The 26,211-nt window shown below is 70.1% G+C and carries 24 protein-coding genes and 1 pseudogene; 11 read left to right on the forward strand and 14 right to left on the reverse strand.

Translation table 11 applies throughout. From position 1 onward, the window contains the following. Positions 1-24: 24 nt before the first annotated feature. On the forward strand, positions 25-1,608 hold the full coding sequence (locus tag FOZ76_RS15735; protein ID WP_342781878.1) for a bifunctional aminoglycoside phosphotransferase/ATP-binding protein: 1,584 nt from the start codon (positions 25-27) through the stop codon (positions 1,606-1,608). Here FOZ76_RS15735 and map read toward each other — a convergent pair. From map to FOZ76_RS15760, 5 genes are all read right to left on the reverse strand, one after another. Next, complete coding sequence (gene map, locus FOZ76_RS15740) at positions 1,573-2,361, reverse strand: type I methionyl aminopeptidase (protein ID WP_143949213.1); 789 nt, start codon at positions 2,359-2,361, stop codon at positions 1,573-1,575. The genes FOZ76_RS15735 and map overlap by 36 nt on opposite strands. Beyond that, positions 2,358-2,570, reverse strand: a complete 213-nt coding sequence (locus FOZ76_RS15745) for a ParD-like family protein (RefSeq protein ID WP_143949214.1) — start codon at positions 2,568-2,570, stop codon at positions 2,358-2,360. Before FOZ76_RS15745 ends, map begins: the two co-directional genes overlap by 4 nt. 102 nt (positions 2,571-2,672) lie before the next feature. Beyond that, positions 2,673-3,041: a hypothetical protein gene (locus FOZ76_RS15750; protein ID WP_143949215.1), complete on the reverse strand. Its 369-nt coding sequence runs from the start codon at positions 3,039-3,041 to the stop codon at positions 2,673-2,675. Positions 3,042-3,080: 39 nt separating this feature from the next. Further along, positions 3,081-3,926 carry a phytanoyl-CoA dioxygenase family protein gene (locus tag FOZ76_RS15755; RefSeq protein ID WP_246129549.1) on the reverse strand — a complete coding sequence of 282 codons (846 nt, stop codon included), beginning with the start codon at positions 3,924-3,926 and terminating at the stop codon, positions 3,081-3,083. Continuing rightward, positions 3,923-4,276, reverse strand: coding sequence for an ArsR/SmtB family transcription factor (locus tag FOZ76_RS15760; protein WP_143949216.1), 354 nt, complete (start codon positions 4,274-4,276; stop codon positions 3,923-3,925). Before FOZ76_RS15760 ends, FOZ76_RS15755 begins: the two co-directional genes overlap by 4 nt. Before the next feature lie 162 nt (positions 4,277-4,438). On the opposite strand from FOZ76_RS15760, the gene FOZ76_RS15765 reads away from it, so the two are divergent. The 4 genes from FOZ76_RS15765 (at position 4,439) to budC (ending at position 8,368) form a co-directional block, all read left to right on the forward strand. Beyond that, the gene (locus FOZ76_RS15765) at positions 4,439-4,912 is read left to right on the forward strand and encodes an SRPBCC domain-containing protein (protein ID WP_143949217.1); all 474 of its coding nucleotides are present in this window, start codon (positions 4,439-4,441) and stop codon (positions 4,910-4,912) included. A gap of 291 nt (positions 4,913-5,203) precedes the next feature. Next, positions 5,204-6,694 carry an NfeD family protein gene (locus tag FOZ76_RS15770; RefSeq protein ID WP_246129551.1) on the forward strand — a complete coding sequence of 497 codons (1,491 nt, stop codon included), beginning with the start codon at positions 5,204-5,206 and terminating at the stop codon, positions 6,692-6,694. Between the two features lie 11 nt (positions 6,695-6,705). Further along, on the forward strand, positions 6,706-7,533 hold the full coding sequence (locus FOZ76_RS15775; RefSeq protein ID WP_143949218.1) for a slipin family protein: 828 nt from the start codon (positions 6,706-6,708) through the stop codon (positions 7,531-7,533). 73 nt (positions 7,534-7,606) lie between these two features. Next, complete coding sequence (budC, locus tag FOZ76_RS15780) at positions 7,607-8,368, forward strand: meso-2,3-butanediol dehydrogenase (protein WP_143949219.1); 762 nt, start codon at positions 7,607-7,609, stop codon at positions 8,366-8,368. A 42-nt stretch (positions 8,369-8,410) separates the two neighbouring features. Here budC and FOZ76_RS15785 read toward each other — a convergent pair whose 3' ends face one another. Beyond that, positions 8,411-9,310 carry a LysR family transcriptional regulator gene (locus FOZ76_RS15785; RefSeq protein WP_143949220.1) on the reverse strand — a complete coding sequence of 300 codons (900 nt, stop codon included), beginning with the start codon at positions 9,308-9,310 and terminating at the stop codon, positions 8,411-8,413. A 126-nt stretch (positions 9,311-9,436) separates the two neighbouring features. Here FOZ76_RS15785 and FOZ76_RS15790 point away from each other — a divergent pair, with 126 nt between their 5' ends. Together FOZ76_RS15790 and FOZ76_RS15795 are read left to right on the forward strand one after the other, a co-directional pair. Next, entirely contained in the window at positions 9,437-10,783 is a 1,347-nt protein-coding gene (locus FOZ76_RS15790) for an FAD-dependent oxidoreductase (RefSeq protein WP_143949221.1), read from the forward strand. A gap of 119 nt (positions 10,784-10,902) precedes the next feature. After that, positions 10,903-11,982 carry a Bug family tripartite tricarboxylate transporter substrate binding protein gene (locus FOZ76_RS15795; protein ID WP_143949222.1) on the forward strand — a complete coding sequence of 360 codons (1,080 nt, stop codon included), beginning with the start codon at positions 10,903-10,905 and terminating at the stop codon, positions 11,980-11,982. A 45-nt stretch (positions 11,983-12,027) separates the two neighbouring features. Here FOZ76_RS15795 and FOZ76_RS15800 read toward each other — a convergent pair whose 3' ends face one another. The 5 genes from FOZ76_RS15800 to gtdA all read right to left on the reverse strand — a co-directional run bounded on the left by FOZ76_RS15800 (position 12,028) and on the right by gtdA (position 17,217). Further along, positions 12,028-13,407 (reverse strand): hypothetical protein, encoded by a 1,380-nt coding sequence (locus tag FOZ76_RS15800; protein ID WP_143949223.1) that lies wholly within the window; start codon positions 13,405-13,407, stop codon positions 12,028-12,030. Between the two features lie 67 nt (positions 13,408-13,474). Further along, positions 13,475-14,674 (reverse strand): 3-hydroxybenzoate 6-monooxygenase, encoded by a 1,200-nt coding sequence (locus FOZ76_RS15805; RefSeq protein ID WP_143949224.1) that lies wholly within the window; start codon positions 14,672-14,674, stop codon positions 13,475-13,477. Between the two features lie 23 nt (positions 14,675-14,697). Continuing rightward, positions 14,698-15,339: a maleylacetoacetate isomerase gene (gene maiA / locus FOZ76_RS15810; RefSeq protein ID WP_143949225.1), complete on the reverse strand. Its 642-nt coding sequence runs from the start codon at positions 15,337-15,339 to the stop codon at positions 14,698-14,700. Between the two features lie 5 nt (positions 15,340-15,344). Continuing rightward, positions 15,345-16,043: a fumarylacetoacetate hydrolase family protein gene (locus FOZ76_RS15815; RefSeq protein WP_143949226.1), complete on the reverse strand. Its 699-nt coding sequence runs from the start codon at positions 16,041-16,043 to the stop codon at positions 15,345-15,347. A gap of 127 nt (positions 16,044-16,170) precedes the next feature. Then, the gene (gtdA, locus tag FOZ76_RS15820) at positions 16,171-17,217 is read right to left on the reverse strand and encodes a gentisate 1,2-dioxygenase (protein WP_143949227.1); all 1,047 of its coding nucleotides are present in this window, start codon (positions 17,215-17,217) and stop codon (positions 16,171-16,173) included. A gap of 179 nt (positions 17,218-17,396) precedes the next feature. Here gtdA and FOZ76_RS15825 point away from each other — a divergent pair, with 179 nt between their 5' ends. From FOZ76_RS15825 to FOZ76_RS15835, 3 genes are all read left to right on the forward strand, one after another. Beyond that, entirely contained in the window at positions 17,397-18,332 is a 936-nt protein-coding gene (locus FOZ76_RS15825) for a LysR family transcriptional regulator (protein ID WP_143949228.1), read from the forward strand. A 124-nt stretch (positions 18,333-18,456) separates the two neighbouring features. Further along, on the forward strand, positions 18,457-20,016 hold the full coding sequence (locus tag FOZ76_RS15830; RefSeq protein WP_143949229.1) for an acetolactate synthase large subunit: 1,560 nt from the start codon (positions 18,457-18,459) through the stop codon (positions 20,014-20,016). A gap of 17 nt (positions 20,017-20,033) precedes the next feature. Continuing rightward, positions 20,034-21,212, forward strand: a complete 1,179-nt coding sequence (locus FOZ76_RS15835; RefSeq protein ID WP_143949230.1) for a hypothetical protein — start codon at positions 20,034-20,036, stop codon at positions 21,210-21,212. A 99-nt stretch (positions 21,213-21,311) separates the two neighbouring features. On the opposite strand, the gene FOZ76_RS15840 is transcribed toward FOZ76_RS15835, so the two are convergent. Then, entirely contained in the window at positions 21,312-22,304 is a 993-nt protein-coding gene (locus FOZ76_RS15840) for a Bug family tripartite tricarboxylate transporter substrate binding protein (RefSeq protein WP_143949231.1), read from the reverse strand. A gap of 182 nt (positions 22,305-22,486) precedes the next feature. On the opposite strand from FOZ76_RS15840, the pseudogene arsC reads away from it, so the two are divergent. After that, a pseudogene (gene arsC, locus FOZ76_RS15845) lies at positions 22,487-22,840 on the forward strand (arsenate reductase (glutaredoxin)); the annotation flags it as partial. Positions 22,841-22,863: 23 nt separating this feature from the next. Here the strand turns inward: arsC and FOZ76_RS15850 are convergent. Then, complete coding sequence (locus FOZ76_RS15850; protein ID WP_170235484.1) at positions 22,864-24,807, reverse strand: hybrid sensor histidine kinase/response regulator; 1,944 nt, start codon at positions 24,805-24,807, stop codon at positions 22,864-22,866. A gap of 60 nt (positions 24,808-24,867) precedes the next feature. After that, positions 24,868-26,205: a sensor histidine kinase gene (locus FOZ76_RS15855; protein WP_143949233.1), complete on the reverse strand. Its 1,338-nt coding sequence runs from the start codon at positions 26,203-26,205 to the stop codon at positions 24,868-24,870. Between the last annotated feature and the right edge of the window lie 6 nt (positions 26,206-26,211).

Consider the following 26,211-nt stretch of genomic DNA (forward strand, 5'->3'; position numbering starts at 1 on the left):
TGTCGCCCAACATCCGCCTCGCCCGTGTCCGCCATCGACGAAACCCTGATCCAGGCCCTGCGCGCCCGGCTCGAAGCCGCCAGCGGCGAGCCGGTGCGCCTGCTGGAGACCCACATCTCGTGGATCTTGCTGGCCGGACAGGCGGCCTACAAGGTGAAGAAGCCGGTCCGCCTGCCCTTCGTCGACTTCGGCACCCTCGCCGCGCGCCAGCACTTCTGCCGGCAAGAGCTGCGCTTGAACCGCAGGCTCGCCCCGCAGCTCTACCTGGATGTCCTGCCGATCACGGGTTCGGCCCAGGCGCCCGAGCTGGGCGGCTCGGGCCCGCCGATCGAATGGGCGCTGCACATGCGGCGATTTCCCGATGGCGCGCTGTTCAGCGAACGGCTGGCCGCGGACGCGCTGCGGCCCGAGCATCTGGACGCCCTCGCCTTGCGTCTTGCCGACTTCCATGCCGCGGCGCCCGTGTGCGAGGAACGCGCGCCGGACCAGGTCTGGGAACATGCGGTGCGCCCCACGCTCGACGTGCTCGAGCAACTGGCCGGCCTGCCCGAGGGCGCGCGCGCCGCGCCCATCGCCGCCTGGGTGCGCGAGCAGGCCGAGCGCCTGCGCCCGGTGTTCGTCCAGCGGCAGGCCGAGGGCCGTGTGCGTGACGGGCATGGCGACCTGCACCTGGCCAACGTGATCGTGCTGGAAGACGGCGCAGCGAGCGCCTTCGACTGCCTGGAATTCGACGACGCCCTGCGCCGGCTGGACGTGATGAGCGACATCGGCTTTCTGACCATGGACCTGAAAGCCCATGGCCGTGCGGACCTCGCCTTCCGTTTCCTCGACGGCTATCTGCAGCGCGGCGGCGACTACGCCGGGCTCGCCGTGCTGCGCTTCTACGAGGTGCATCGCGCCCTGGTGCGCGCACTGGTGGGTGCGCTGCGCGGCGCAGCCGGCGCGGGCGTACCGGACGTACCGGACTATCTGGCCTGCGCCGCCGCCCTCATCGCCGAAACCGACAGGCCGCGCCGGCTCGCCATCACGTTCGGGCTGTCGGGCTCGGGCAAGTCCACGGTGGCCGCCGGCCTTGCCATGGCGGCCCATGCGATCCGCCTGCGCTCGGACGTGGAACGCAAGCGCCTGTTCGGCCTGGCCGCGTTGGATCGCTCGGCCGAGCATGCGCTCGAGATCTACACGGCCGACGCCAACACGCGCACCATGGCCAAGCTGCGCGCGCTGGCGAGTGCCGCGCTGGCAGGGGACTACCCCGTGATCGTGGACGCCACCTTTCTGCGTCGCGCGGAACGCGCCGCCTTCGCCGAGCTCGCGGCCCGGCACGACGCCGGCTTCGCCATCCTGCATTGCGACGCCTGCCCAAGCACGCTGCGCGCCCGCGTCGCGCAGCGCGAGCGCATGGGCGGGGACGCCTCCGAGGCGAGCGCCGCCGTACTGGAACGCCAGCTCGCCACCCACGAGGCCCTGAACGACGCGGAACGCCAGTACATCGTGACCGTCTCGACGGAGCAGCCGGTCGATGCGGCAGCGCTCGCCCGCCGCTGGCTGAGCGGCGCGGGTTGCAGCGACCGCTCAGGCGACGGCGCTGATCCTGCCGGTCATGCCTAGTTCGTCAGGGCGCAGGGTCAGCACCGATACGCCCGAAGCCGTCACGGCAACGGTGTGCTCGAACTGTGCGGACAGCGACCCGTCTCTGGTCACCACCGTCCAGTCGTCAGCCTCGGTTCTCACGCTCGGCCCGCCGCGATTGAGCATCGGCTCGATCGTGAACACCATGCCCTCGCGCAACGCGAGGCCGGTACCCCGCTTTCCGAAGTGCAGGACCTGCGGTTCCTCGTGCATCTCCCGGCCGATGCCGTGACCGCAATATTCACGCACGACCGAATAGCCATGCCGCTTGGCATGGCGTTCGATCGCCCAGCCGATGTCTCCGAGACGGGCACCCGGACGAACCGCCCGAATGCCCTTCCACATGGCGTCGTAGGTGGTCTGGACCAGGTGCCTGGCGACGGGACTTACCTCGCCAACGAGATAAGTCTTGCTGGAATCCGCGATATAGCCGTTCTTTTCCAGCGTGATGTCGAAATTGACGATGTCGCCGTCCCGAAGCACGCTCGATGGCGAGGGAACGCCATGGCAGACCACCTCGTTCACGGACGAATTCAACACGAAACCATAGCCATACTGGCCCTTGCTCGCCGGCCGGGCCTGCAGGTCACGAACGATGAACTGCTCGACCCGTTGATCGATCTGCAGCGTCGACATGCCGGCGAGCGGGATTCGATCCAGCAGCCCGAATACGGACGCCAGCAGCCGGCCGGATTCGGCCAGCAACGCCAGCTCCCAAGGCTGCTTGGTCATGCTTCAGCCACGCTCAGGGGTTGAGCCGCAACCCCTGCGGAATTGAACTCGCGCTCGATGATCTCGTTGAAACTGAGGGTCGGCTGGGTTTCGCACAGCATGCCGACCTTGATCCAGTAGGCGGCCTGCGCGTTGATCGAACGGCACGATACTTTGCTGGCCCTACGCAACTGATCGTGCAAGTCGTCGTCTATGTTCACAATGCCCATGCTCGTCCTCCCTATATGGTTCGTATATGGATCATATACGCTGGACATGAGATGGCCAAGCATGTGGGCATGCGCTCCGCACTTCGATCGCGGACGGCGGCGTCAGAAGATGTCGAGCAGGCCGCGATCCTTGCGCAGGGCGCTGTCGACCTGCTTCTGCCACAGCCGATCGCAGACCACGGTCTCGTCGGCGCGATGCCCGAACACCTTGAAATGCACGGCATGGCACCACTCGGTGGAGTCGTGATCCGGGCCGTGGCCCTGGGCGTCGACCACGCCGGTGGCCGTGTCGACCCATTCGAACCACTCGGGCTGGCCAACGTAGTTCGGATGCGGCGCGGCCGCCAGGATGCGGGCATGACGTTCGGCGATGGCGGGGTCGTCTTCGGGATACACGGGCTGGGTGCCGATGGCACTGCAGGCGCCGAGCAGAAGCAGGGCCGCGGCGGGAACAAGCGTCTTGAAAGTCATGGTCTGGAAGGCGATGGGTTGGAGTCGAAGAAGAAGGGCTTACCGGAGATGGACGATACGCCGTCGGCGCGGTGGCGGGGTTTCGGCAAGCGCCGCACGGATCGCCAGCTCCACGGGGAAGGCTTGCTCGGCAGGCGCGGCCAGCGAGAAAGGCTCCGTGGGCAGCAGCGGCGGTTGGGCCATGAAGCGCGGGCGGGTGCCGCGATGCGGCTGCGCCGCGTGCACCAGGAAGGGATGGCAGAGGTAGACCGTGCCGGCGCGCCCCGTGGCCTGCATTTCCGGTGCGCCCGCGCTCTCGGCAAAGCCGTCGGCGGCCAGTTCGCGCAAGCTCAGGCCGGCCTCGCCGGCCTGCGCCAGCCGGCGCGCGACGTGGCGATGCGAGCCCACGCGCAGCCGCGTGGGTGCATCGTGGCGCCCCACGTCGGAGAACAGAAAGAGCAGCAGCAGCGCGCGTCCGCGCGAGTGGAGATTGGTGCGCCAGGCGAGAAAGTCGTCGGGATGCGTCTCGAAGCCGAATCCGGGGTCGATGTGCCAGCCGGCGTCGCCCGGGTCTTCGGGTGAAGGAAAGCGGATCGGAAACGTGCCGAGCGGCCCCGGCGGCAGCCAGCGTCCCGGCCCGACCAGTTGGTCGAACGCGGCGTGCAGGCGCGGCGACGCCGCCGCCGCGGCGAAGGGTGGCTGCGCATACCAGCCCAAGCGGATGACGGGCGCGCGCCACGAGGCCCGGTCGTCGGGCGAGCAGCCCGTGTCGCGCCACAGGATGGCGCGCGCGGCCTCGGCCAGCTCCGGCGAGAAGGCATTGGGCAGGCAGACGTAGCCGTCACGCACGAACTGGCGCACCTGCGTCGGCGTCAGCACCGACGCGCTCAGGCCGCGGGCGCTCACGCCCGCCCCGCCGCTGCCCGGGCGTCGCCCGGCGCCGCGTCCAGCCGCACCAGCAGCTCGACGGCCGGACTGGCGTACTCGCTGATCCAACGGTCGTGGATATGGCGGATGGGCAGAGCGTTCAGGTAGTTCCAGCGCTCGCGGCCCTGGCGGCGCGAGACGACCAGCCCGGCATCGGCCAGCACGCGCAGGTGCAGCATCACCGTGCAGCGGTCCATGTCGGCGAAGGCCGCGCACAGCGCGCCGGTGGTCTGGGGCCCGTCGCGCAGGCGATCGAGCAGCTCGCGCCGCCGCCGGTGCGACAGCGCCTTGAAGATCCTGTCCTGTTCGAATTCGGCATCGCTTGACATGTTCTATTTTTATAACATAATGCATCGAGCATGGACACGGCCCACGAGCCTGCCATCGAAGGCAGCCACGGGTCACAGCCCATCCCGGCGCCAACGGCGCCCCATCCGGTGGGCGTCCGCCTGCGGCGGACGTGATGCACGGATCATCCCGGAGGAGCCGTCATGAGCCTGGGTTTCAGCGTCAGCGCGCGCGTCGCCCGCCCCGCAGCCGAAGTGTTCGACGCCATCGTCGCGCCCGACAAGCTTAGCTGCTATTTCACCACGGTCGGCGGCGCCAGCGCCCCGCTGGCCGAAGGCGCCACGGTGGTCTGGTGGGGCACGCAGGAAGTGCGGGTCGAAAAACTCGTCGCTCCCAGCCACATCCGATTGCGCTGGCAGTCCGGTGCCGCGCTCGATGGCGACACCGTGATCGACATCCGCTTGCAGGCCCTGCCCGACGCCTCCACCCTGGTCAGCATCGACGAGCACGGCTGGCGCGACGACGACACCGGGCGCAGCGCGTCCTACGGCAATTGCCAGGGCTGGACGCAGATGCTGTGCAGCCTGAAATGCTGGGTCGAATACGGCATCAACCTGCGCGCTGGCTATTATCCCCACGAGTTGCAGACAACCCCCGAACCGCCCGACGAGGCGTGAGCGCCAGCCCGCATCCCAGCGCTCGCCTGCGGCGAACCACCCCACGGCGGAACAGGGCTTGCTGCTGAATGAAACCTAGCCCCTACGCGCTGACGCGCGCCCCCTCGAGGGTCGGCACTGGCGGACCGGCGGAGCCGGCTGCGCGGTGCCCTGGATCGCATCACTGCAGTTTCATGCGTCGAGGCGGCGCGCAGCGCCAGGGACAACTGCAATGAAACGCCCCCCGCGTTCACCGCGTCCGCTGCCCTCCGCGCGGCCTCAGCCCCCTCCGGGCGGTCGTGTGGAGGCTGAATGACTTCACCGGCTGCCACCATGCCCATGCGCCACCCGCGTCATCCACTGCCACCAGCCGCCTGCGCCCGCCGCAGCGGGTGGGACGGGCGCGGCTGGCTGCTCCTCGTCATGCTGATGCTGACGCTGTCGCTGATGCACGGCAGCGGACGGGCGGCCGACACCACGCCCGCCCCCGCCAGCGGCTTGCAGCTCGACATCGAGGGCGCGATCGGCCCGGCCACCACCGACTACCTGCGGCGCGGGTTGGCCGAGGCACAGGAGCGCGGCGCCGGCTTCGTGCTGCTGCGCATCGACACCCCCGGCGGGCTAGTGAGTTCGATGCGCGACATCAACCGCCTCATTCTTGCCGCCCCCATCCCGGTGATCGGCTACGTCGCGCCCGGCGGCGCGCAGGCAGCGAGCGCCGGCACCTACATTCTCTATGCGACCCATCTGGCGGCAATGGCGCCGGGCACCAACGTGGGCGCGGCCACGCCCGTGTCGATGGGCGGCGGCGCGCCGCCCAGGCCGCCGGCCGAGCGGCCCATCGACCCCGATGCGGACGGAGCGCCGCGTGCACCGCCCGCGGAACCCGAAGCGCCCCCCGCGGACGCCGGCACCAGCAAGGCGGTGAACGATTCGGTGGCCTATCTGCGCAGCCTCGCGCAACTGCGCGGGCGCAACGCCGATTGGGCCGAGCGCGCCGTGCGCGAAGCCGAGAGCCTGCCGGCCCAGGCGGCCCTGGCCGAGAACGTGATCGAGATCGTGGCCGGCAGCACGGCGCAACTGCTCGCCCAGGCCGACGGGCGCGAGATACGCCTGGGAGAAGAGAGCGTCACACTGCAGACCGCCGGCGCCGAGATCGAGCACTTCGAGCCCGACTGGCGCACCCAGTTGCTGGCCGCGATCACCAACCCGAACCTCGCCTACATCCTGCTGCTGCTCGGCATCTACGGCATCCTTTTCGAACTGATGAGCCCGGGCGCGATCTTTCCGGGCGCCCTGGGCGGCATCGCCCTGCTCACCGCTCTCTTTGCCCTCAACATGCTGCCCATCACCTTCGCCGGGGCCGGCCTGCTGCTGCTCGGCGTGGCCCTGCTCGTGGCCGAGGCCTTCACCCCGAGCTTCGGCGTGCTCGGCATCGGCGGTCTCGTCGCATTCGCCTTCGGCTCGGTCATGCTGTTCGACGGCGACATTCCCGGCTTCGCCCTGGACGTTCCCGTCATCGTGCTCGCCGCGGTGCTGAGCGCGATCCTGCTGGTCGTCATACTCGCCTCGGTGGTGCGCTCGCATCGCCGCCGCAAGACGACCGGCGACGAGGATCTGCTCGCCCACCCCGGCACGGTGCTGCGCTGGCGCGGCACCCACGGCCAGGTGCAGGCGCACGGCGAGACCTGGCAGGCGCGCGCGGAGCAGGCGCTCGAGCCGGGCCAACAAGTCCGCATCGTCTCGCGCGAGGGCCTGACCCTCGTGGTCGCGGCCGACGACGCACCGCTGCAATCCACCTAGGAGGCTTTTCCATGTTCGTGATTCCCTATGCGTCGCTGCTGGTCATCGTCGCGCTCATCATCTTCGCCTCGATCCGAGTGATGCGCGAATACGAACGGGCGGTCGTCTTCACCCTGGGCCGGTACGCCGGGGTCAAGGGCCCCGGCCTGATCGTGCTCGTACCCTTCGTGCAGCAGATGGTGCGCGTGGACCTGCGTACGCTCGTACTCGACGTGCCCAGCCAGGACGTGATCTCGCGCGACAACGTGTCGGTGAAGGTGAACGCCGTGCTGTACTTTCGCGTGATCGAGGCCGACAAGGCCGTCATCAACGTCGAGAACTACCACGAGGCAACCAGCCAGCTCGCGCAGACCACCTTGCGCTCGGTGCTGGGCAAGCACGAACTCGACGAGATGCTCGCCGAGCGCGACAAGCTCAACGACGACCTGCGCGCCATCCTGGATGCGCAGACCGACTCCTGGGGCATCAAGGTGGCCAACGTCGAGATCAAGCACGTCGACATCGACGAGAGCATGGTGCGTGCGATCGCCCGCCAGGCCGAGGCCGAGCGCAACCGGCGCGCGCGCATCATCAACGCCGAGGGTGAACAGCAGGCCGCCGAGCGCCTGGTCGAGGCGGCCTCCATGCTGGCCACCGAGCCGGCCGCGATGCAGCTACGCTATCTCTCCACCCTGCACGACATCGCCAACGACCGCTCCTCGACCATCGTGTTCCCGATGCCGATCGAGATCCTGCCGCAGCTCTTCGGCGGCGGGCAGAACGCACCGGCTCGCCCACGCCCGGCGCCGGCCGCGGACACCGACAAACCGATCGAGGTGGTGCGCGGCGACGCGGCCTGAACCGGCGCGTTCCCCGCTGCGGGGAGGCATACCGCTTGCTGGACGGTAGCCCCGGCATTCAGGAGCCCACACCATGCAGCGCTTCCAAGGAAAAGTCGTCATCGTCACCGGCGCCGGCTCGGGTATCGGCGAAGCCATCGCCAAGCGTTTCGCCGCCGAGGGCGCCCAGGTCGTGCTCGCGGGGCGCAGCCCCGACAAGCTGGAACGCACAGCCATCGGCATGCCGCCGGGCCGTGTGCACCTGAAGCCCACCGACGTCTCGGAGGAAGGCGAGGTCGAGGCGCTGATCGCCTTCGCGCTGGCGCGCTGCGGCCGCATCGACGTGCTGGTCAACGACGCCGGCATCGCCTCCGAGGGACGCATCGAGGACGTCGCCACGGACGAGTGGCGCCGCATCTTCGCCACCAACGTGGACGGTATCTTCTACGCCAGCAAGGCCGCCATGCCGCACCTGAAGGACACCCACGGCTGCATCGTCAACGTGGCCTCGGTGTCCGGCCTGGGCGGCGACTGGGGGATGTTCGCGTACGACGTGTCCAAGGGCGCGGTGGTCAACATGACGCACGCACTGGCGCTGGACTACGCCGCCGACGGCGTGCGCGTGAACGCGGTCTGCCCGACCTTCACCCTCACACCCTTGACCGAGGACATGCAGCAGGACGAGAAAATCCTCGCCAAGTTCGCCGAGCGCATCCCGATGGGCCGCCCGGCCAAGCCCGTCGAGATCGCCTCGGTCGTGGCGTTCCTGGCGAGCCCGGACGCGGGCTTCGTCACCGGGGTGAACCTGCCGGTGGACGGCGGGTTGTCCGCGTCCAACGGCCAGCCGCGCATGTAGGGAGCGGGGCGGCCGCGCCGAACGCGCCTTGTACGGCCAAGCTCAGCGATCCCAGCTCGGGGTCTCGCCCAGGCGTTCGCGCAGCCAGGCAAGCACGGCCTGCACGCGCGGCACCTCGGCCCGGTGGGCGGGCACCATGGCCTTGAGCCGGCGCGGACGCAGCGCAAAGGCCGACAGCACCGGCACCAGCAGCCCGAAATCCACGGCGCTGCGTGCGACGTAGCTCGGCAGCAGCGCAATGCCGTTGCCTGCGCGGGCGCTGGCCAGGACGACGTGGTTGTCGTTGGCGGTCAGGCGCGGCTGGACTTCGACTTCGATCATGCCGTGCTCGCTCTCGAACTGCCACGCCGGCCCTACGGGCGAGAAGACCAGGCAGTCGTGCTGCGCCAGTTCCGCCGGGTGCGCCGGCGCGCCGCGCCGGGCGAGATAGGTCGGCGCGGCGCACACGATCTGGCGCAGCGGCGCCAGCGGAACGTCGATCACACCCTCGTAGCTGTCCTCGCGCCCCGCGACCACGATGTCCACTCCCTCCTCCAGCGGATTGAGCGGCCGGTCCGCCAGCAGCACGTCCAGCGTGATGTGCGGATGCGCCGCCTGGAACTCGCCCAGCATCTGCGCCAGGAAGGCGACGGTGATCGAGGTCGGCGCCTTGATGCGCACCAAGCCGGCAAGCCCAGAGGCGTCGGCCTCATGCAGCGAGGCGGCCAGCTCGTCGAACTGGGCGAGCAGCCGGCCGGCGCGGGGATGAAAGCGCTGGCCGGCCTCGGTCAGCGTCACGCGCCGGCTGTTGCGCTCGAACAAGGGCGCGCCCAACTCCCATTCGAGCTGGGCGACGCGCTTGGAGACGACCGAAGGCACGGTGCTCAATTCGCGCGCCGCCCGCGAGAAATTGCCCGCGCGCACGGTGGCAAGAAAGGCGCGCACATTGAGCAAGGTGTCCATCTATTCCAATCCGCGAAAGCTGAACGCGCAATATAGCGGAACAGGCCCAAGTTCCCTTGGCTACCATTGCTGAAATCGAACAGCCTGGCACGCCATCTCGGCGCTGGCGCCTCTTGGAGACTCTGCATGTCCGAATTGCGCACCCTGCACGAGCCGGCTCGCGACACCCCGCTCATGGGCGAGTACGACGTCGTCGTCCTGGGCGGCGGGCCGGCCGGCATGACGGCCGCCGCGGCGGCCGCCCGGGCCGGGTGCGACACCTTGCTGATCGAGCGCTACGGCTTTCTCGGCGGCATGGGCACGGCCGCCGGCGTGACCAACTTCTGCGGTCTGCACGCCAACGTGTACGGCGAGCACCGGCGCGTGGTCGAGGGCATCGGCGGCGAGTTCGTCGACCGCATCGATGCCCTGGGCGGGCTGTGCGAACCCCATGTGATGTTCCAGGGCAAGATCGCCGCGCAGGCCTACGACACGGCGGCCTACAAGCTGGCCGCCGACGAACTGGTCGTGGGCAGCGGCGTGAAAGTCCTGTTCCACGCCCATGTGGCCGGCGTCGCCATGGCCGGCGAGGACCGCATCGACGCAGTGTTCGTCGAGACCAAGTCCGGCCGCCGCGCCGTGCGCGCGCGCCTGTTCATCGATGCCTCGGGCGACGGCGACGTCGCGGCCGCCGCGGGCGTGCCCTACGAGAAAGGCGACGGCCACGGCGGCATGCTCTATCCGTCCAGCATGTTCCGGGTCAACGGCGTGGACCCGCAGCGCGCGGGCGATGCCTGGAACCACTTCGGCCGCTGGATGGAACAGGCCGAGCGAGACGGCCAGCGCTTCGCGCGCAGGACCCCCATCATCCGCCCGCAGAAGAACCCGACCGAGTGGCGCGCCAACGTGACGCAGCTCAGCAATGCCGATGGCAGCGCCGTCGACGGCACCGACGCCTGGCAGCTCAGCGAGGGCGAACTCCAGGGCCGGCGCCAGATCGCCGAGTTCATCGGCTTTCTGCGCCGCTACGCGCCGGGCTTCGAGCACGCCTACATCCACGACATCGCGCCCCAGGTGGGCATCCGCGAAACGCGCCGGGTGGTGGGCGAATACCAGCTCACCGATACCGACGTACTGCAGTGCGCCAGCTTTGGCGACACCATCGGCGTGAACGGCTGGCCGATCGAAGCGCACGTCGCCGGCGACGTGGTCTTCCAGTTCGCGGACGTGCCGCACGTGCGCGGCTACAACCACCTGCCGCTGCGCATGATCCTGCCGCTGAAGGTCGACAACCTGCTGGTGGCCGGGCGCTGTGCGTCGATGACCCACCTGGGCCAGTCGGCGGCCCGCGTCACCGGAGCCTGCTTCGTCATGGGCGAGGCCGCCGGCAGCCTCGCCGCCCAGGCCCTCGCGCAGGATGTGCGCGCGCGCGAGGCCGACGTCGCCCGCCTGCAGCAGACCCTGCGCACCAACGGGGTTTTCCTGGGCGACTGAGTCTGCGCCCGCCGGGCGCCGCCGCGGCGCCTGCGTCAAGGCGGCATCGCCCGCCGGCGAACGAGGCCGAACGCAGGCCTGTGCCATACCCCTCTACAAGAACACTTCCTGGAGACACCATGCACCATCCCACCTTCGAGCGCTCGCTGCCTTGCCTTGCCGCTGGCGCGGCATCCTCTCAGCAGACGGCAGCGCGGTGCCTTCGGCCGGCCGGGCAGGGGCGCTCGCGCGCCTTGCTGCGCACCCTTTCCCAAGCCCTCGTGCTGAGCCTGGGCCTGGCGGCGGGCAGTGCGCACGCCGCCTGGCCCGAGCAGCCGCTGCGCATCGTCGCCCCCTTCGCCCCCGCCTCCACGCCCGACACCGTGGCTCGCGTGCTTGCCGAAGGTATGGGCGAACGCCTGGGCCAGACCGTGATCGTCGAGAACCGCCAGGGCGCCGGCGGCATGATCGGCACCGACGCGGTGGCGCGCGCCAAGCCCGACGGCTACACACTGGGCGTGAGCGTGGTCGGCCCGCTCGCCAACAACAAGCTGCTCTACAAGCAGATGCCCTACGACCCCGATACGGCCTTCTCCTACATCACGGTCGCGGTCAACCAGCCGAGCATCCTGGTCGCGCGCAACGACCTGCCCATCAAGGACGTGGCCGAGCTGATCCAGGCCCTCAAGGCCAAGCCCGACCAGTTCAACTACGCCTCCATCGGCAACGGCTCGCTGTCGCACCTCACCATGGAGCTCATCGCCCAGGAAAGCGGCAGCAAGATGGTGCACGTGCCCTATGCCGGGTCGAGCCAGGCCGTGCTCGCGCTGATGGCCGGCGAAGTCGACGTGGCCGCCCTGCCCGCCGCCGCCGTGCTGCCGCAGGTGCAGGCCGGCAAGCTGCGCGCGCTGGCCGTCACCACCGGCGAGCGCTCGAGCCTGCTGCCCGAGCTGCCCACACTGAAGGAAGGCGGGCTGGACGGCGTCGAGGCGGGCGCCTGGATCGCCCTGGTCGGCCCGGCCGGGCTGCCCGGCGAGGTGATCGAGAAGCTGCACGAAGCGGCGGTGCAGACCCTGGCCGATCCCAAGGTCGCCAAGACGCTGGGCCAGCAGTACATGGAAGTCGTGGGCAATACGCCCGCCGAGTTCCAGGACTACGTGCAGGAAGAACTGGCGCGCTGGACGCCGGTGATCCGCGACAACCGCATCTCGCTCGACTGAAGCTGAAGCGCCGCCGGGCCCCGTGCGCGGCGCCCGGGGCCTGGCTCACGCCAGCAGCGAGAGCCCCAGCGTCGCCACGACGACCGCGACCACGCCGAACTGCCAGTTCTGCCGCATGCTGATCTGGTAGGGCGCGAGCCCGGAGTAGCGCGCCGCCGTCATGTTCAGCATCGAGAACGGCGCCACCACCGAGGCAATGCCCCAGCCGGTGAGCAGGGCGCAGAAGTGGGGCAGCACGGGCAGGCCGAGCGCCTGCGGCGTGAAGGTGGAGGCAAGCAGCACTACCGTGAGCACGGGGTGCAGGCCCACGCAGGACAGCAGGATGATGCACAGCATCAGCGCCAGGATGGCCAGCGCCGCGTGCCCCGCCAGCAAGCCCACGGCGTAGGCTATCCAGGCCGGCGGCACCGAATCGGCGATGACCGAGCCGCCGCAACCGGCCGCCATGAACAGCAGCACCTCCGGCGCGAAGCCGCGCAGAGCCGCCGCGTCGGTGGCGAAGCGCCGCCAGGCGCCGGCTGCCGTCCGGTCGCCGCTCTCGAACACATTGAAATACCCGTGCAGGCCCAGCGCCACCGCCGGCGCGAGCATGGCGATCGCGCCCGACACCGGGATCTCCAGCCGCAAGGACACGGCAACCACCACAGCGAAGAATGCCAGCATCGATCCCAGCACCCGCACGCTCGCGCGGACGACGCCGGGCGGGGGCGGCTCGTCCGCCTGGTCATGGTGGCGCAGGAACACGCGACGATCGACGAACAGGCTCAGCACGATGGTGGCCGCGGCAAAACTCAGCCCGATCGGCAGCACCTGCGACCAGCGCAGTTGCGGATACAGCGCGAGCAGGATCACCATGTTGCCGAAGGTCGGACTCCACAGCGTGGCCGCCGAGAAGCTGCGCGTGATCGCCGTGAAGAGCGCCAGGCGTTCGGTTTCGCCGGCGTGCGCACCGCGGCTTGCCACCCCGAACAGCATGTGCACCCCGGCAAAACCGAGCAGGCACGGAAACACCTGGCTGGCGGCGGCCAGCATCAGGTAGCGGCGCCGATAGGTGAGCACCGAGAGATAGCCGGTGACGGTCTGCAGCCCCGGACTGCGCTGCGCCGCGCGGGCGAGCAGCGAGACGCTGGCCATCACCGAGGCGATCATCGCGCCGATGTAGACGCCCCGGGTGATGCTGTGCAGCCCCGCGCCGCCGAAGGGCCAGACGACGAGCCCGATCAGCACCAGCGCCGCGCAGATGCGTGCGATGCTGGCCGGAATCGCCGAGCGCGCCAGCCAGACGAAGCCGGTGGCCGACAGCGCAATGCCCCAGAAGGCCGCCACCGGCCCGCCGAGCAGGTGCCAGAGATTGAAGACGATGAGCCCCGCCATCAGCAGCGGCGCCTTGTCCGCCCCCGCCGCTCTGCCGCCCGTCGCCGTCATCACTGCTCCGTCCCTGCGCAAAGGGACCATGGTATCGCGTTAGCGAGGGAAGTACCGAGCTGCCGGTTCAGCGCCCCCAGCTCAGGCAGTTCTCCACCTTCCACCCGTACAGCCACTGCAGCGCGTCGTAGAACTGTTCCTGCCGGCGGCCCTTCCAGAGGGCGTTGCGGACCTGGCGCTCGACGCCGGCGGCGTGATAGATGCGGCCCATCTCGCGGGTGGACCACACGACGCGGGCGGTGCGCGGCACGCGTACGGATTCGTAGCGCCGGAAGGCCTCGGTGAAGTCGCCGCGGGATTCGCGCACGGCCTCGCCCAGCGTCACGGCGTCTTCCAGCGCCATGCAGGCGCCCTGGGCGAGATACTGCGTCATGGGGTGGGCGGCGTCGCCCAGCACCGTGACGCTGCCTTCGCTCCAGTGCTCGACGGGCTCGCGGTCGGCGGTGGCCCAGCGCTTCCAGGAGGTCGGGCGATCGAGCATCTGGTGCGGGCGCGGGTGCACGCCCTGGAAATAGGACAGCACCTCCTCCTTGCTGCCTTCGCGCACGCCCCACGCCTCCCGCTCGCGGCTGTGGAAGGTGACGACGAGGTTGTACTGCTGGCCGCCGCGCAGCGGGTAGTGCACCAGATGGCAGCGCGGCCCGGCCCAGACGACGGGGGCGTTGACCTGCAGCTCCTGCGGCATGTCGGCCACGTCCACCACGGCGCGATACACCACGTGGCCGGTGACGCGCACCGGGTCGCCGATGAGCTGCTGGCGGATGGCGGACTTCACGCCGTCGGCGCCGACCACGGCATCGGCCACGTAGCGGTTGCCCGCCTCGTCGATCACCGCGACCTGCTTGCCCTGGGGCTCGTAGCCGCGCACCCGCGTCGACGTGCGAAAGCTGATCAACGGATCTTTCTCGACCGCCTCGAGGATGGACAGGTGGATGTCGGCGCGGTGGATCACGCCGTACGGATTGCCGAAGCGCTGGCGAAACGGCTCGCCGACGTCCACGGTGACGACCTCGGAGGCATCGACGGCGTCCATCAGCATCAGCCGGTCGGTGAACACCGACCGTCCGCGCGCGGCATCGCCCACGCCCAGCGCGTCGAGCGCGGCGTAGGCATTGGCGCCCAACTGGATGCCCGCGCCGATCTCGCCGATCGTGGCCGCCTGCTCCAGCAGTTGGACGCGGATGCCCTGGCGGGTCAGGGCGAGCGCGGCGGCCAGGCCGCCGATGCCGCCGCCGACCACGATGGCGGATGCCGAATGGGTACTCATCTGTCGCTCCTGATGAACTGGGCTCACGCCGCGTAGTCGGGCTGCGCGCCGGGCGCCGCCGCCGCGAACGCCGGTTGCGCCACGCAGTGCTCGTGGACGGCCATGACCCGCGGGAAGGCCGACAGGTCGCACTGCATGCGCAGCGCGTTCGCCACCTGGGGCACCAGGCAGCAGTCGGCCAGCGTGGGCGCGTCACCAAAGCAGTACGCGCCGTGCCCGTGCTGGGCCAGCAGGCGCTCGACCGCGGCCAGGCCCTCGGCGATCCAGTGCTCGTACCAGGCGTTCTTGGCGTCTTCGGCCACGCCGAGTTCCTTCACCAGATAGCGCAGGACGCGCAGGTTGTTGACCGGATGGATGTCGCAGGCGATGGCGGCCGACAGCTCCAGCACCCGTGCCCGCGCCAGCGCGTCGGCAGGCACCAGGCGCGGCCCCTGCGGATACGTGGCATCGAGGTAGTCGATGATGGCGAGCGACTGGCCCAGGCGCACCTCGCCATCCTCGAGCAGCGGCACGTTGGCCGACGGGTTCAGATCGACATACGCCGGCGCCTGGTGCTCCAGACGGCGGATGTTGACCGGCACGTACTCGTAGTCCAGGCCCTTGAGCGCCAGCGCGATGCGCACGCGGTACGAGGTCGAGCTGTTGAAGAAGCTGTGCAGCCGCATCGCCGTCACACCATCTTGACCGAGAGCGTGCCCGCGCCGGCCACCGCGCCTTCCATCAGGTCGCCCTTGACGACCGCGCCCACACCTTCGGGGGTGCCGGTGTAGATCAGATCGCCCGGCTCCAGGCGGAAGAACTGCGACAGGTAGGCGATGGTCTCGGGCACCGACCAGATCAGCGTGTTGATGTTGCTGCGCTGGCGGTCCTGGCCGTTCACCTTGAGGTAGATCTCGGCCTGGTCGATGTCGCCCGCCTGCGCGGCCGGATAGATCGGGCCGATCGGCGCGCTCTTGTCGAAGGCCTTGCCCAGTTCCCAGGGCCGGCCGGCTTCGCGCATCTTGATCTGCAGGTCGCGGCGGGTCATGTCCAGGCCGACGGCGTAGCCGTACACGTGCTCGAGCGCCTGTTCCTTGGCGATCTCGAAGCCGCCCTTGCCGATCGCGACGACCAGTTCGATCTCGTAGTGCAGGTTGGCGGTCTGCGGCGGATACGGCAGCTCCAGCGTCTGGCCTTCGGCGACCGGCACCACGGCGTCACCCGGCTTGCAGAAAAAGAACGGCGGCTCGCGATCGGGATCGAAGCCCATCTCGCGCGCGTGGGCGGCATAGTTGCGGCCGACGCAGTAGACGCGGCGCACCGGAAAGCTCGCGTCCTGACCGACGACGGGTACGCCGACGGGGGCAGCGGGTTCGAATACGTAGCTCATGAATGATCCTGGAGAAAAGTTGAAGCACGTCCGGCCGGCGGCGAAATCGCCGCGCGACGGGGATGAGGCGACAGCAGCGCCAGCCTGCGAGCTTGCCTGGCTCGGCCCCGTCCGGCAAGGGCGCCGCTCATAGGCGTTCTTCGCGCAGCAGGTTCAGCGCAGCTTGCACGGGGCGGTCGGAATAGCTGAAGAGCACGGCCTCGTCCTGCGCCGCCAGTTCGACCGGCTGCCACGGCGGCGCGACGAAGATGTCGCGTGGACCATAGGCGAACGACTGCTCGCCGATGCGCACGGTGCCGCGTCCTTCGACCACGCAGAACACGGTGGCGTCCGTCGTGCGGTAGGCGCGGCCCTGGAAGCCCGCCGGCAGCAACTGCATGAAAGTGGCCATCGTCGGCATGGGCCAGCCGCCGGTGCTCGGGTCCACGTAGCGCAGCTTGACGCCGTCCCAGGCGTCGAGCTCGCCGTGGCGGGCCAGCTTGTCGAGCGCCTCGCGGCTGCGCTCGTAGGGATAGTTGAAGATCGGGCTGCTGCCGCGGCGCGGCTGATAGCGCACCGGCACCATGTTGTGGCCGAAGCGCGCATAGCTGTCGCCCTCGGGACGCACCACGGGCTGCTCGGCCTGCGGATAGTTTTCGGCAAAACCGGCATCCAGCGCGCGGATCAGCGGAATGTCCAGGCCGTCCAGCCAGACCACGGGCTCGCCGCCGTCTTCGAGGCGGGTATTGCCGTGGTCGTGCCAGGTCCAGGACGGCGTGATGATGAAGTCGCCCGGGTGCATGGTGGTGCGCTCGCCGTCCACCGCCGTGTACGCGCCCTTGCCCTCGACGATGAAGCGCAGGGCGGACTGCGTGTGGCGGTGGCTGGGCGCGACTTCGCCCGGCAGGATGAGCTGCAGGCCGGCGTACAGCGTCTGGGTGATGCTGGCCTGGCCGGGCAGGCCGGGGTTCTCGAGGATCAGCACGCGCCGCACGGCCTCCTCGGCGGTGATCAGCGAGCCCGAGCGCATCACGTCCTCGCGCAGCGCGTCGTAGCGCCAGAGGGCCGGCACGCAGCGCGGCGCCGGCTGCGGCGGCACCAGCGCGTGCAGCGACTCCCAGAGCGGGGCGAGGTTCTTGGCGGCGATGCCGGCGTAGTACGCGGCCCGCTCGTCGGACTTGGGCTTGGCGCTCATGGCGACCCTCCTTGGTTCGGCACACTGCGCCCGGCGCGGCGCCGGGGCGGGGCCCGCGCGCCTGTCTCCGAAGGCGCGCGGCTGTCTGCTGTCTATGCTCGCATTCTGCGCGTGGGACATACCAAATAAAAATGATCTAATCGTATTATCCATACAAGAATACATATACCAGGAGCGAGATGGACTGGACCCACCGATTGCGCCTGCGCAACCTGCGCATGCTGCTGAGCCTGGCGCAGACCCAGAACATCAGCCACTCGGCGGCCGCGCTCAACACGACCCAGCCCGGGCTGTCGAAATGGCTCAAGGAGCTCGAGGACGACATCGGCCTGCCGCTGTTCGAGCGCCACGCCCGAGGCCTGCGCCCGACGGCCTATGGCGAGACGCTGATCGCGCACGCCCGGCGCCTGGAGGCCCAGCTCGACCGGGCGGCCGCCGACATGGCGGCGCTGCGCGCCGGCGGCACCGGCCGGGTCATCATCGGCGCCTCGGGAGCCTCGGCCTCCGACACCGTGCCCCTGGCGGTGCTGCGCCTGCTGCAGCAGAGCCCCGAGGTGCGCGTCAAGTTGGTCGAAGGCACGATGGACACGCTGATGGTGCAGCTCTCGCGCGGCGACCTGGACATCGTCGTGGGCCGCTCGGCCGACGACCAGATCGACGCCGACGTCCGCCACGAAACCTTGTACATGGAACCGCTGCACATGGTGGCCCGGCCGCGCCACCCGCTCGCCGCCCGCGCTTCGGTGCAGTGGCAGGACCTGCTGGGCTACCGCTGGCTGCTCTGGCCGCGCGGCACGCCGATCCGGCAATCGCTGGAGAAGGCCCTGGCCGGCGCCGGCCTGTCGGTGCCGGCCGACCACATCGAATCCAACTCGGTCACCATCAACCTGACCCTGCTCAACGCCACCGACATGATCAGCGTGGCCTCGCACCGCTCGGCGCTGCGGCTCTCGCAGATGAACACCATGCGCATCCTGCCGATCCGCCTGCCCGGCTTCGGGTCGGTGGCCATGTACTGGCGCGCCGACCCGTTCCGCGACGCGGCCGTCGACGAGGCCCTCGACTGCCTGCGCGCGGTCGCCGCCGCCGGAACGCGCGGCGAGCGCGACACCTGAGCAAGACGCCCCGCATGCCGCGGCGCAAGGGCTTGCGGCTTTCGGCACGAGCCACGCACCAGGCGGTACACGCTTTATCATCGTCCCGAGAGCCATCCAACCAGCACCCTAGAACGGAGTCCCCATGAACGGAGCAGACAGTCTTTGCGAAACCCTGTTGGCCAACGACGTCGACGTATGTTTTGCCAACCCCGGCACCTCGGAGATGCACTTCGTGGCCGCCCTGGACCGCCAGCCGCGCATGCGCTGCATCCTCGGGGTCTTCGAGGGGGTGGTGACCGGCGCGGCCGACGGCTACGCGCGGATGGCGGGCAAGCCCGCCGTCACCCTGCTGCACACCGGGCCCGGCCTGGCGAACGGCCTGGCCAACCTGCACAACGCACGCCGGGCCTTCAGCCCCATGGTCAACGTCGTCGGCGATCACGCCAGCCATCACCTGGCCCACGATGCGCCGCTCACCAGCGACATCGACAGCCTGGCGCGTCCGATGTCGCAGTGGCTGCGCCGCGCCGCGTCGCCGGACACGGTCGGCCGCGACACGGCCGCCGCGATCCAGGCCGCTCGCACCAACAAGGTCGCGACCCTGATCCTGCCCGCCGATTCGGCCTGGGGCGAGCTGGGCTCGGGCACGGTGCCCGCTGTGCCCGCGCGCGCCTCGGCGGCCCAGGTGCCGGACGCCCGCGCCATGGCGCGCGCCGTGCAGGCGCTGCGCGCCCCGCGCCGCACCGCCCTGCTGCTGGGCACGGGAGCCCTCACCGAGGGGGGGCTCGCCGCCGCCGGCCGGATCGCCCAGGCCACCGGCGTGCGCCTGCTCGCACAGACATCCAACCCGCGCATGGCGCGCGGCGTCGGGCGCATACCGGTGTCGCGCATCCCCTATCCGGTGGACATGGCGCTGGCCGCCCTGCGCGAATTCGAGCAACTCATCCTGGTCGGCGCCAAGGCCCCCGTCAGCTTCTTCGGCTATCCGGGCAAGCCGAGCGAGATGACGCCCCCGGGTTGCGAGATCGTCGAACTCGCCGAGTCCGGCGGCAACGCCCTGGAGCAGACGCTGCTCGAACTCGCCGACGCCCTGGGTGTGGGCCGGGATGCGAAGGACGGCGCAATCGTCACGCGGGCCGAGCGTGCCCAGCCCGCGGCCGGCAAGCTCACCGTCGAGGCGGTGAACGCGATCACCGCGCGCCTGCTGCCCGAGAACGCCATCGTGTGCGACGAATCCGTGACCTCGGGCGCGAGCTTCTACGCCATGACGCACGATGCGCCCGCGCACGACTACCTGCAGCTCACCGGCGGCGCGATCGGTGTCGGCCTGCCCATGGCCACCGGCGCGGCGGTCGCCTGCCCGGATCGCAAGGTCGTCTCGCTGCAGGCCGACGGCAGCGGCCTCTACACCGTGCAAGCGCTCTGGACCCAGGCCCGCGAAGCGCTCGACATCGTCACCATCGTGTATTCCAACCGCTCCTACGCCATCCTGCGCGGCGAAATGGCCCAGGTCGGCGCGGCCGAACCCGGCGAGAACGCCCAGCGCCTGCTCTCGCTGGACGATCCCGCGGTGGATTGGGTGAGCGTGGCGCGCGGCTTCGGCGTGCAGGCCGAGCGCGTCGACACCACCGAGCGTTTTGCCGACGTGCTCAAGTCCGCGCTCGCCGGCAAGGGGCCGTTCCTGATCGAAGCGCTGGTGTGAACCGGGCCTGCGAACCGATGACGACTTGCCGACGCCCGCCCCTGCGCCACCGCACCCTGCTGGCCTTCGCCACCGGGCTCGCCGTGGCGCTGGCCACAGCCGCCCACGCCGATCCGCGCAGTCTCGGCCACGGGGTCTCGACCGCCCGGGCCGACGACGGCGCGCGACTGGTGTTCTTCAGCGCGGGCGAACCGCCGGGCAGCGACGGCGGCTGGAGCCACGACGTCTTCGTCGCGCGCTGGGACCCGGCCACGGGCGAGCAGGCCGCGCCGCAGCGCTTCATCAGCCGCGACGAGGCGCAGGAGCCGGTGGCGGTCGCGCAGGCCCGCGACGGCAACATCCTCGTCACCTTCGAGGACGGCCACGACGCGCGCGGCAGCGTCACCCAGCGCTATGGCGTGTACGACGCCGGGTTGAAGCCGGTGCTGGCCTACCCCAACGAGGTGCATCCGGGCGGCCATTCCGGGCACGCGGCCGCGGTGGGCGAGCGCTTCGTCGTGTTCTACTCGGACGAATGGGTGCATGGCGGCGGCGTGGACGACCTGGGCAGCGGCTACGGCGTGTACGCCAAGGTCTATGACACCCGGGGACGGGAGCAGCACGCGGTCGCCGTGGCCCACGAGCGCCGCGAGTGGTGGCCGACGATCGCCGGGGGCGACACGCGGGCCATGCTGCTCTGGCAGCAGTATGTGGAGGGCAGCCAGAGGGCGCGCCTGAACGTCGCCCCGCTCGACCCGGTCTCGGGCGAACTCGGCACTGTGCGCCATGTCATGAGCGACGTCGTCTACTACGTCTACAACATCGCCTGGATGCCGCAGATCCGGCGCTTCCTGATGGTGGCGACCAGCGGCGAACACGGCGCCGCGCGCCTGCTCGACGAGAACGGCGAGGTCACGGCAAGTCTGGACGGGCTGCCGGCGACCGTGCGCGAAGCCGGCATCGCCGTCGCCCCCACCGGCGACGTGGCCTACACGCCGGCGGCCGACGGCCGCCTGATACAGATCCGCGCCACCCCCGACAGCCTGCAGTTCGCCGGCACGGTGCGAACTGCCGACGGCCGCGACGTGGCCTGGAGGCCCAACGGCAGCACGGGGCTGTTCACGGACGACGGCCTGCTCGACTGGTTCACGCTCGAGGACGGCGAACTGGTCAAGTACCGCTTCGATCCCGCGGCGAACGAAACGACGGGCCGGTAGGAGCACGGCGGGGAGGCGTACGTGGCATCGGCTCCTTGACCCGGGCAGCCCCAGGGCCAGGCCGGGCTCGATCCGTGCCCCACCCCGGCAACCGGCGCCTCAGTTCGCCTTGATGTCGCGATCGCGGATCAGCTTGCCGTAGCGGTCCGAATCTTCCTTCGCCTTCTGCGCGAACTCCTGCGGCGACATGGGCGCGGCCTCGCCGCCGATGTCGACGATGCGCTGCTGCACGGCCGGCTGGGCGAGGACGCGGTTCACCTCGGCGTTCAGGCGCTCGATGATACCGGGATCGGTGCCGGCAGGCGCGTAGAAGCCGAACCAGGTGTCGGCGTTGAAACCCTCGATGCCGGCCTCCGCGAGCGTGGGCGTGTCGGGGAACAGCGGCGAGCGCGTGGGACTGCCCACGGCCAGCAGGCGCAGCTTGCCCTCCTTGGCGTGCTCCAGGCCCACGCCCGGATCGAACATGTAGTCCACCTGGCCGGCCAGCAGATCGACCATGGCCGGCGCCGCGCCGCGATACGGTACGTGCACCGACTCGATGCCGGTGGCGGCGTTCAGCATTTCGCTCGCCAGGTGGGGCGAACTGCCGTTGCCCGGCGACGCGTAGGTGAGCTTGCCCGGGTTCGCCCTGGCATGGGCGATGAAGGCGGTGACGTCCTTGGCGGGAATATCCGGCCGCGTCATCAGGTAGACCAGCACGCGGGCGGCGGCGGCCACCGGCGTCAGGTCCTTGGCCGGGTCGAACGGCATGTTCGGGTAGATGTGCGGATTGACCGAGGCCACGCCGCCCGAACTGAAGAGAAAGGTATAGCCGTCGGCGTCGGCCTTGGCGACGGCGTCGCCGCCGATGTTGCCGTTGGCTCCCGCGCGGTTCTCGATCACGAAGGGTTGGCCCAGGGTCTGCGCGATCGACTGGCTGATCAGGCGCGCGAGCACGTCGGCCACGCCGCCGGGCGGGAAGTTCACCACCACGCGCACGGGCTTGGCCGGCCAATCCTGGGCCAGCGCCGGGCCCGCGGCCAGCGCGCCCAGCGCGAGGGCGGTAGCGGCAACGAGCGCGCGCACGCCGGCAAAGGGTCGGAAAATCGCCATGTCTGTCTCCTGTGGCGCCGCGCCCTCGCGCTGGGACGCGGGCCTCCGGCATTAATAGTTTGATATCCAACAGTATGGCCGAGGATGTTTTCTTCGCCGAGTCGGTAGAAACCCCGATGCCCGAGCAGTGCTATCGTCTGGGGTTCTTCACCTCAGCTCCCGCGCGGGCGCGCCACCATCGCATGTCAGAGATCACGCTCTATCACAACCCCAAGTGCAGCACCTCGCGCAAGGTGCTGGAGATGCTGCGCGAGCGCGGCCACGAACCCCGCATCATCGAGTACCTGAAGACGCCGCCCGACCGGGCCACGCTCCAGGCGATCGTGGCGGCCACCGGCGAGCCGGTACGCGCGCTGGTGCGCGAGAAGGCCGAGCCGTACCAGACGCTAGGCCTGGCCGATCGGAAGTGGACGGATGACGAACTCATCGACTTCATGCTGCAGGAGCCGGTGCTCATCAACCGGCCGATCCTGGTGACCGACCGCGGCGCGCGCCTGTGCCGGCCGGTCGAGCGCATGGATGAAGTCCTGCCGCGCTGAGCAAACCGCGGGCGCCCGGCCTAGGCCCGGGTGAACGGGTCGCCCGGCGCAGGCTGGCGCGGCGCCTGCGCGCCCGGCCGGGGCGCGGGCAGCGTGGCGATGAGCTTGCGCAGCAGGTCGAAATCGGCGGGCTTGACCACATGGTGGTCGAAACCCGCCTGGGCCGCGCGTTCGCGATCGTAGGCCGAACCATAGCCCGTCAGCGCGACCAGCACGGTGGCATCGCCCCCCGGCTGTGCCCGCAGCGCGCGGGCCACGTCGTAGCCGTCGCGCCCGGGCAGGCCGATGTCGAGCAGGACGAGGTCCGGCCGGTGTGCGGCCGCCAGGCTCAGCGCCTCTTCGCCGCTGGCCGCCATGTGCACCGTGTGTCCGTTGGCCTGCAGCACCAGCGTCAGCGCCTCCAGCGCATCCGGATTGTCGTCCACCACCAGCAGCGTACGGCCCGTCGGTGCGTGCAGCGGCGCGCCCTGCTGCGCCATCGGCGGCGCCGGTGCCTCGAGCGCCGGCAGCTCGACCACGAAACGGCTGCCGCGCCCCTGGACGCCCGGCTCGAGCCGGACGCTGCCGCCGTGCATCTCGGCCAGCCGCCGCACCAGCGCCAGACCGATGCCCAGGCCGCCCTGGGAGCGGTCCAGGCCGGCCTCCTCCTGGATGAAGATGTCGAAGATGCGCGGCGCGAGCTCGGGGCGCACGCCTTCGCCATCGTCCAGCACCCAGGCACGCACCGCGCCGTCCGCGCAGCGATAGCCAACCTCGATATGGCCGCCCGGCCGGGTGAACTTGATCGCGTTGCTGAGCAAATTGCCGAACAACTGCAGCAGCCGGGTCGGATCGCCGTCGACCCAGGCGGACGCTTCGGGCAGGTTCAGGGTCAGCGCGTGGCCCCTGGCCCGGGCCTCGCCTTCGGCCGCGTCGAGCGCAGCGTTCAGCACACCGTCCAGACGCACGCGCTTGATGCGCAGCCGGATCTTGCCGTGGTTGATGCGCGAGACATCCAGCAGATCATCGACCAGTTCGGCCAGATGACCCACCTGCCGGCTCACGATGGCCAGCGCACGCGCATCCGGCGGCGCGCTCTGCGCGAGATTGGCCTTGAGCAGCTCGACCGCGCTGCGCACGGGAGCGAGCGGGCTGCGCAGCTCGTGCGAAAGCATGGCGAGGAATTCGTCCTTGTGCCGGTCGGCCTGCCTGAGCCGCAGCTCGGCCTGCTTGCGCACGGTCGTGTCCTGCGACACGCCGGCAAAGCGCCGCGACGCGCCCTCGTCCAGCGCCAGCACACGCTCGCAAACCCAGCGCGGCTCGTCGCCGGCCGTGTGCATGCGGTATTCGGCCTCGTAGCCGGCGCCATCGCCCAGGCGCGTGAAATGTGCCTTCAAAATGTCACGGTCGTCCGGATGAACGTGCGCGAACCAGGCTGCCGCATCCTGATAGAGCGAGGCCGCATCGCAGCCCCAATGTCGTTCGTAGGCCGGGCTGACGTATTCGAATCTGCCCTCGCCGGCGTGGTACACCCAGAATACGTCCGCCAGCGCGCCCGCCATCTCGCGCAGGCGGCTCTCGCTCTCGTCGCGCGCGCGCTCGGCCCGCTGCAGCCGCAGCAGGGCGCGCACGTTGGCCACCAGCTCCTCCGGCTCTATCGGTTCGACCAGAAACCCGTCGGCGCCGGCATCGAAGGCGCGCACCCGGCTGTCCGAGTCGATCAAGGCCGCCGAGGTCTGCAACACGACGATACCGGCCGTGGCCGGATCGGCCTTGAGCCGCCGGCACACGTCGCGCCCGTCCATGTCGGGCAGTTTGACGTCGAGCAGCACCAGATCCGGACGCTGCCGGGCGATGGCGTCGAAGGCCGCTCTGGCACTGGCCGCATCGATCACGCCGTAGCCGGCCTTCCTGAGGATGTGACCCTTGGCATAGCGTGCGCCATCCCCGTCGTCGACGTTGAGAATGAGGGGGGTGGGCGACACTGAATCCACAACGAGCTCCGCGATTTGCCGTGCGGCCACGGCCTGAGCCGTCGCCCGCACTCAGCCGGACTCCGCCGACCAAGCATCCTTGGGCGAGTCGTTCCCGGCCAGATAACGACGCGGTATCCTCAAAGCAAAAACCGAACCTGTCCGCGGTTCGCTCTGCACCTCGATGCGTCCGCCGATGGCCGTGGCCAGGCGCTGCGACAGTGCCAGCCCCAGTCCCAGCCCGGCGCCCAGCGGACGCACGCCGGCATCGCCGGCCAGTTGCACGTTCTCACGGAAAATCAGTTGGACATCCTCCGGGGCGATGCCGATGCCGGTGTCGGCCACCAGCAGCCGGACATGCTCGGCATCGACTGTGCAGCTCACCCGCACGGCGCCTTCCAGCGTGAACTTCAGCGCGTTCACGATCAGGTTGCGCAGAATCTGCGCCACCTTGTGCCGGTCCGAGAACACCACCAGGCCCGGCGGCACCTCGAAGGACAGCACCACGCCGGGCTTGGCGCCCAGCGCGCCGAAAGTGTCGCGCAGCCGCGTATAGAGCTCGCCCACGTCGAACTCGCCCAGGCGCAGCACCATCGTGCCGGATTCGATACGCGCCAGGTCGGCCAGGTCGTCCACGGAGGCGAGCAATTCGCCGCTCGCCTCATGGATGAGGCGCACCTGCGTCTCCTGCTCGTCGGTGAGCTCGCCGTCGGTGCGCGCCAGCAGGAGCCGCGAAATCGCGTAGATCGAGGACAACGGCCCGCGCAGCTCATGCCCCACGCTGGCGAGAAAACGGGAATTGGCCGCCGCCAGGCGGGCGAGGTCGGCCGCATGCACCCCGATCTGCGCGTGCAGCTCCGCGGCAACGCCGCCGCCCGGCGCCAGCCGGTGCTGCCATTGCTGGAGCGCCAGCATCTGCGTGAGCAGTTCATGGTTCTGCAGGCGCACCGCGGCCATGGTGACGCCGCGCACCGTCATGCCGAAATCGGCGCGCAGCCGCTCCAGGCTGCCGGCATCGAAGGCGTGGCCGGGCACCAGCCACTGATGCAGGCGGATGCGGGTGTCGTCGCCGCACTGGTCGATGGAGTGCTGGTCCACCGTACCGAAGGCCTCGAACAACCCGGGCGCGAGCGCGCGGTTGTCTTGGTTCAGCAGTTGCCCGTCGCGGCGGCGGCACGACACCTCCAGCCCCAGAGCACGGCGCTGCGGCGCGAGGGCGCCCAGCCAGAAGCGCAGGTAGGCGGGCTGACAGTCGGCGAAGACGTAGCGCGCCGCTTCGGCCGCCATGCCGGCCAGGCGTTCACCGCCGTCGGCCAGGCCCGCGGCGGCGCCCAGCAAGCGGGCGAGCTGGCGCGCGCGCACAATGTCGCCTTCGTGCTCGACCCGCAACTCAACGACTTCATCGTGCATGGGACG

This window comes from Verticiella sediminum (assembly GCF_007558815.1).
Taxonomy (GTDB): domain Bacteria; phylum Pseudomonadota; class Gammaproteobacteria; order Burkholderiales; family Burkholderiaceae_B; genus Verticiella; species Verticiella sediminum.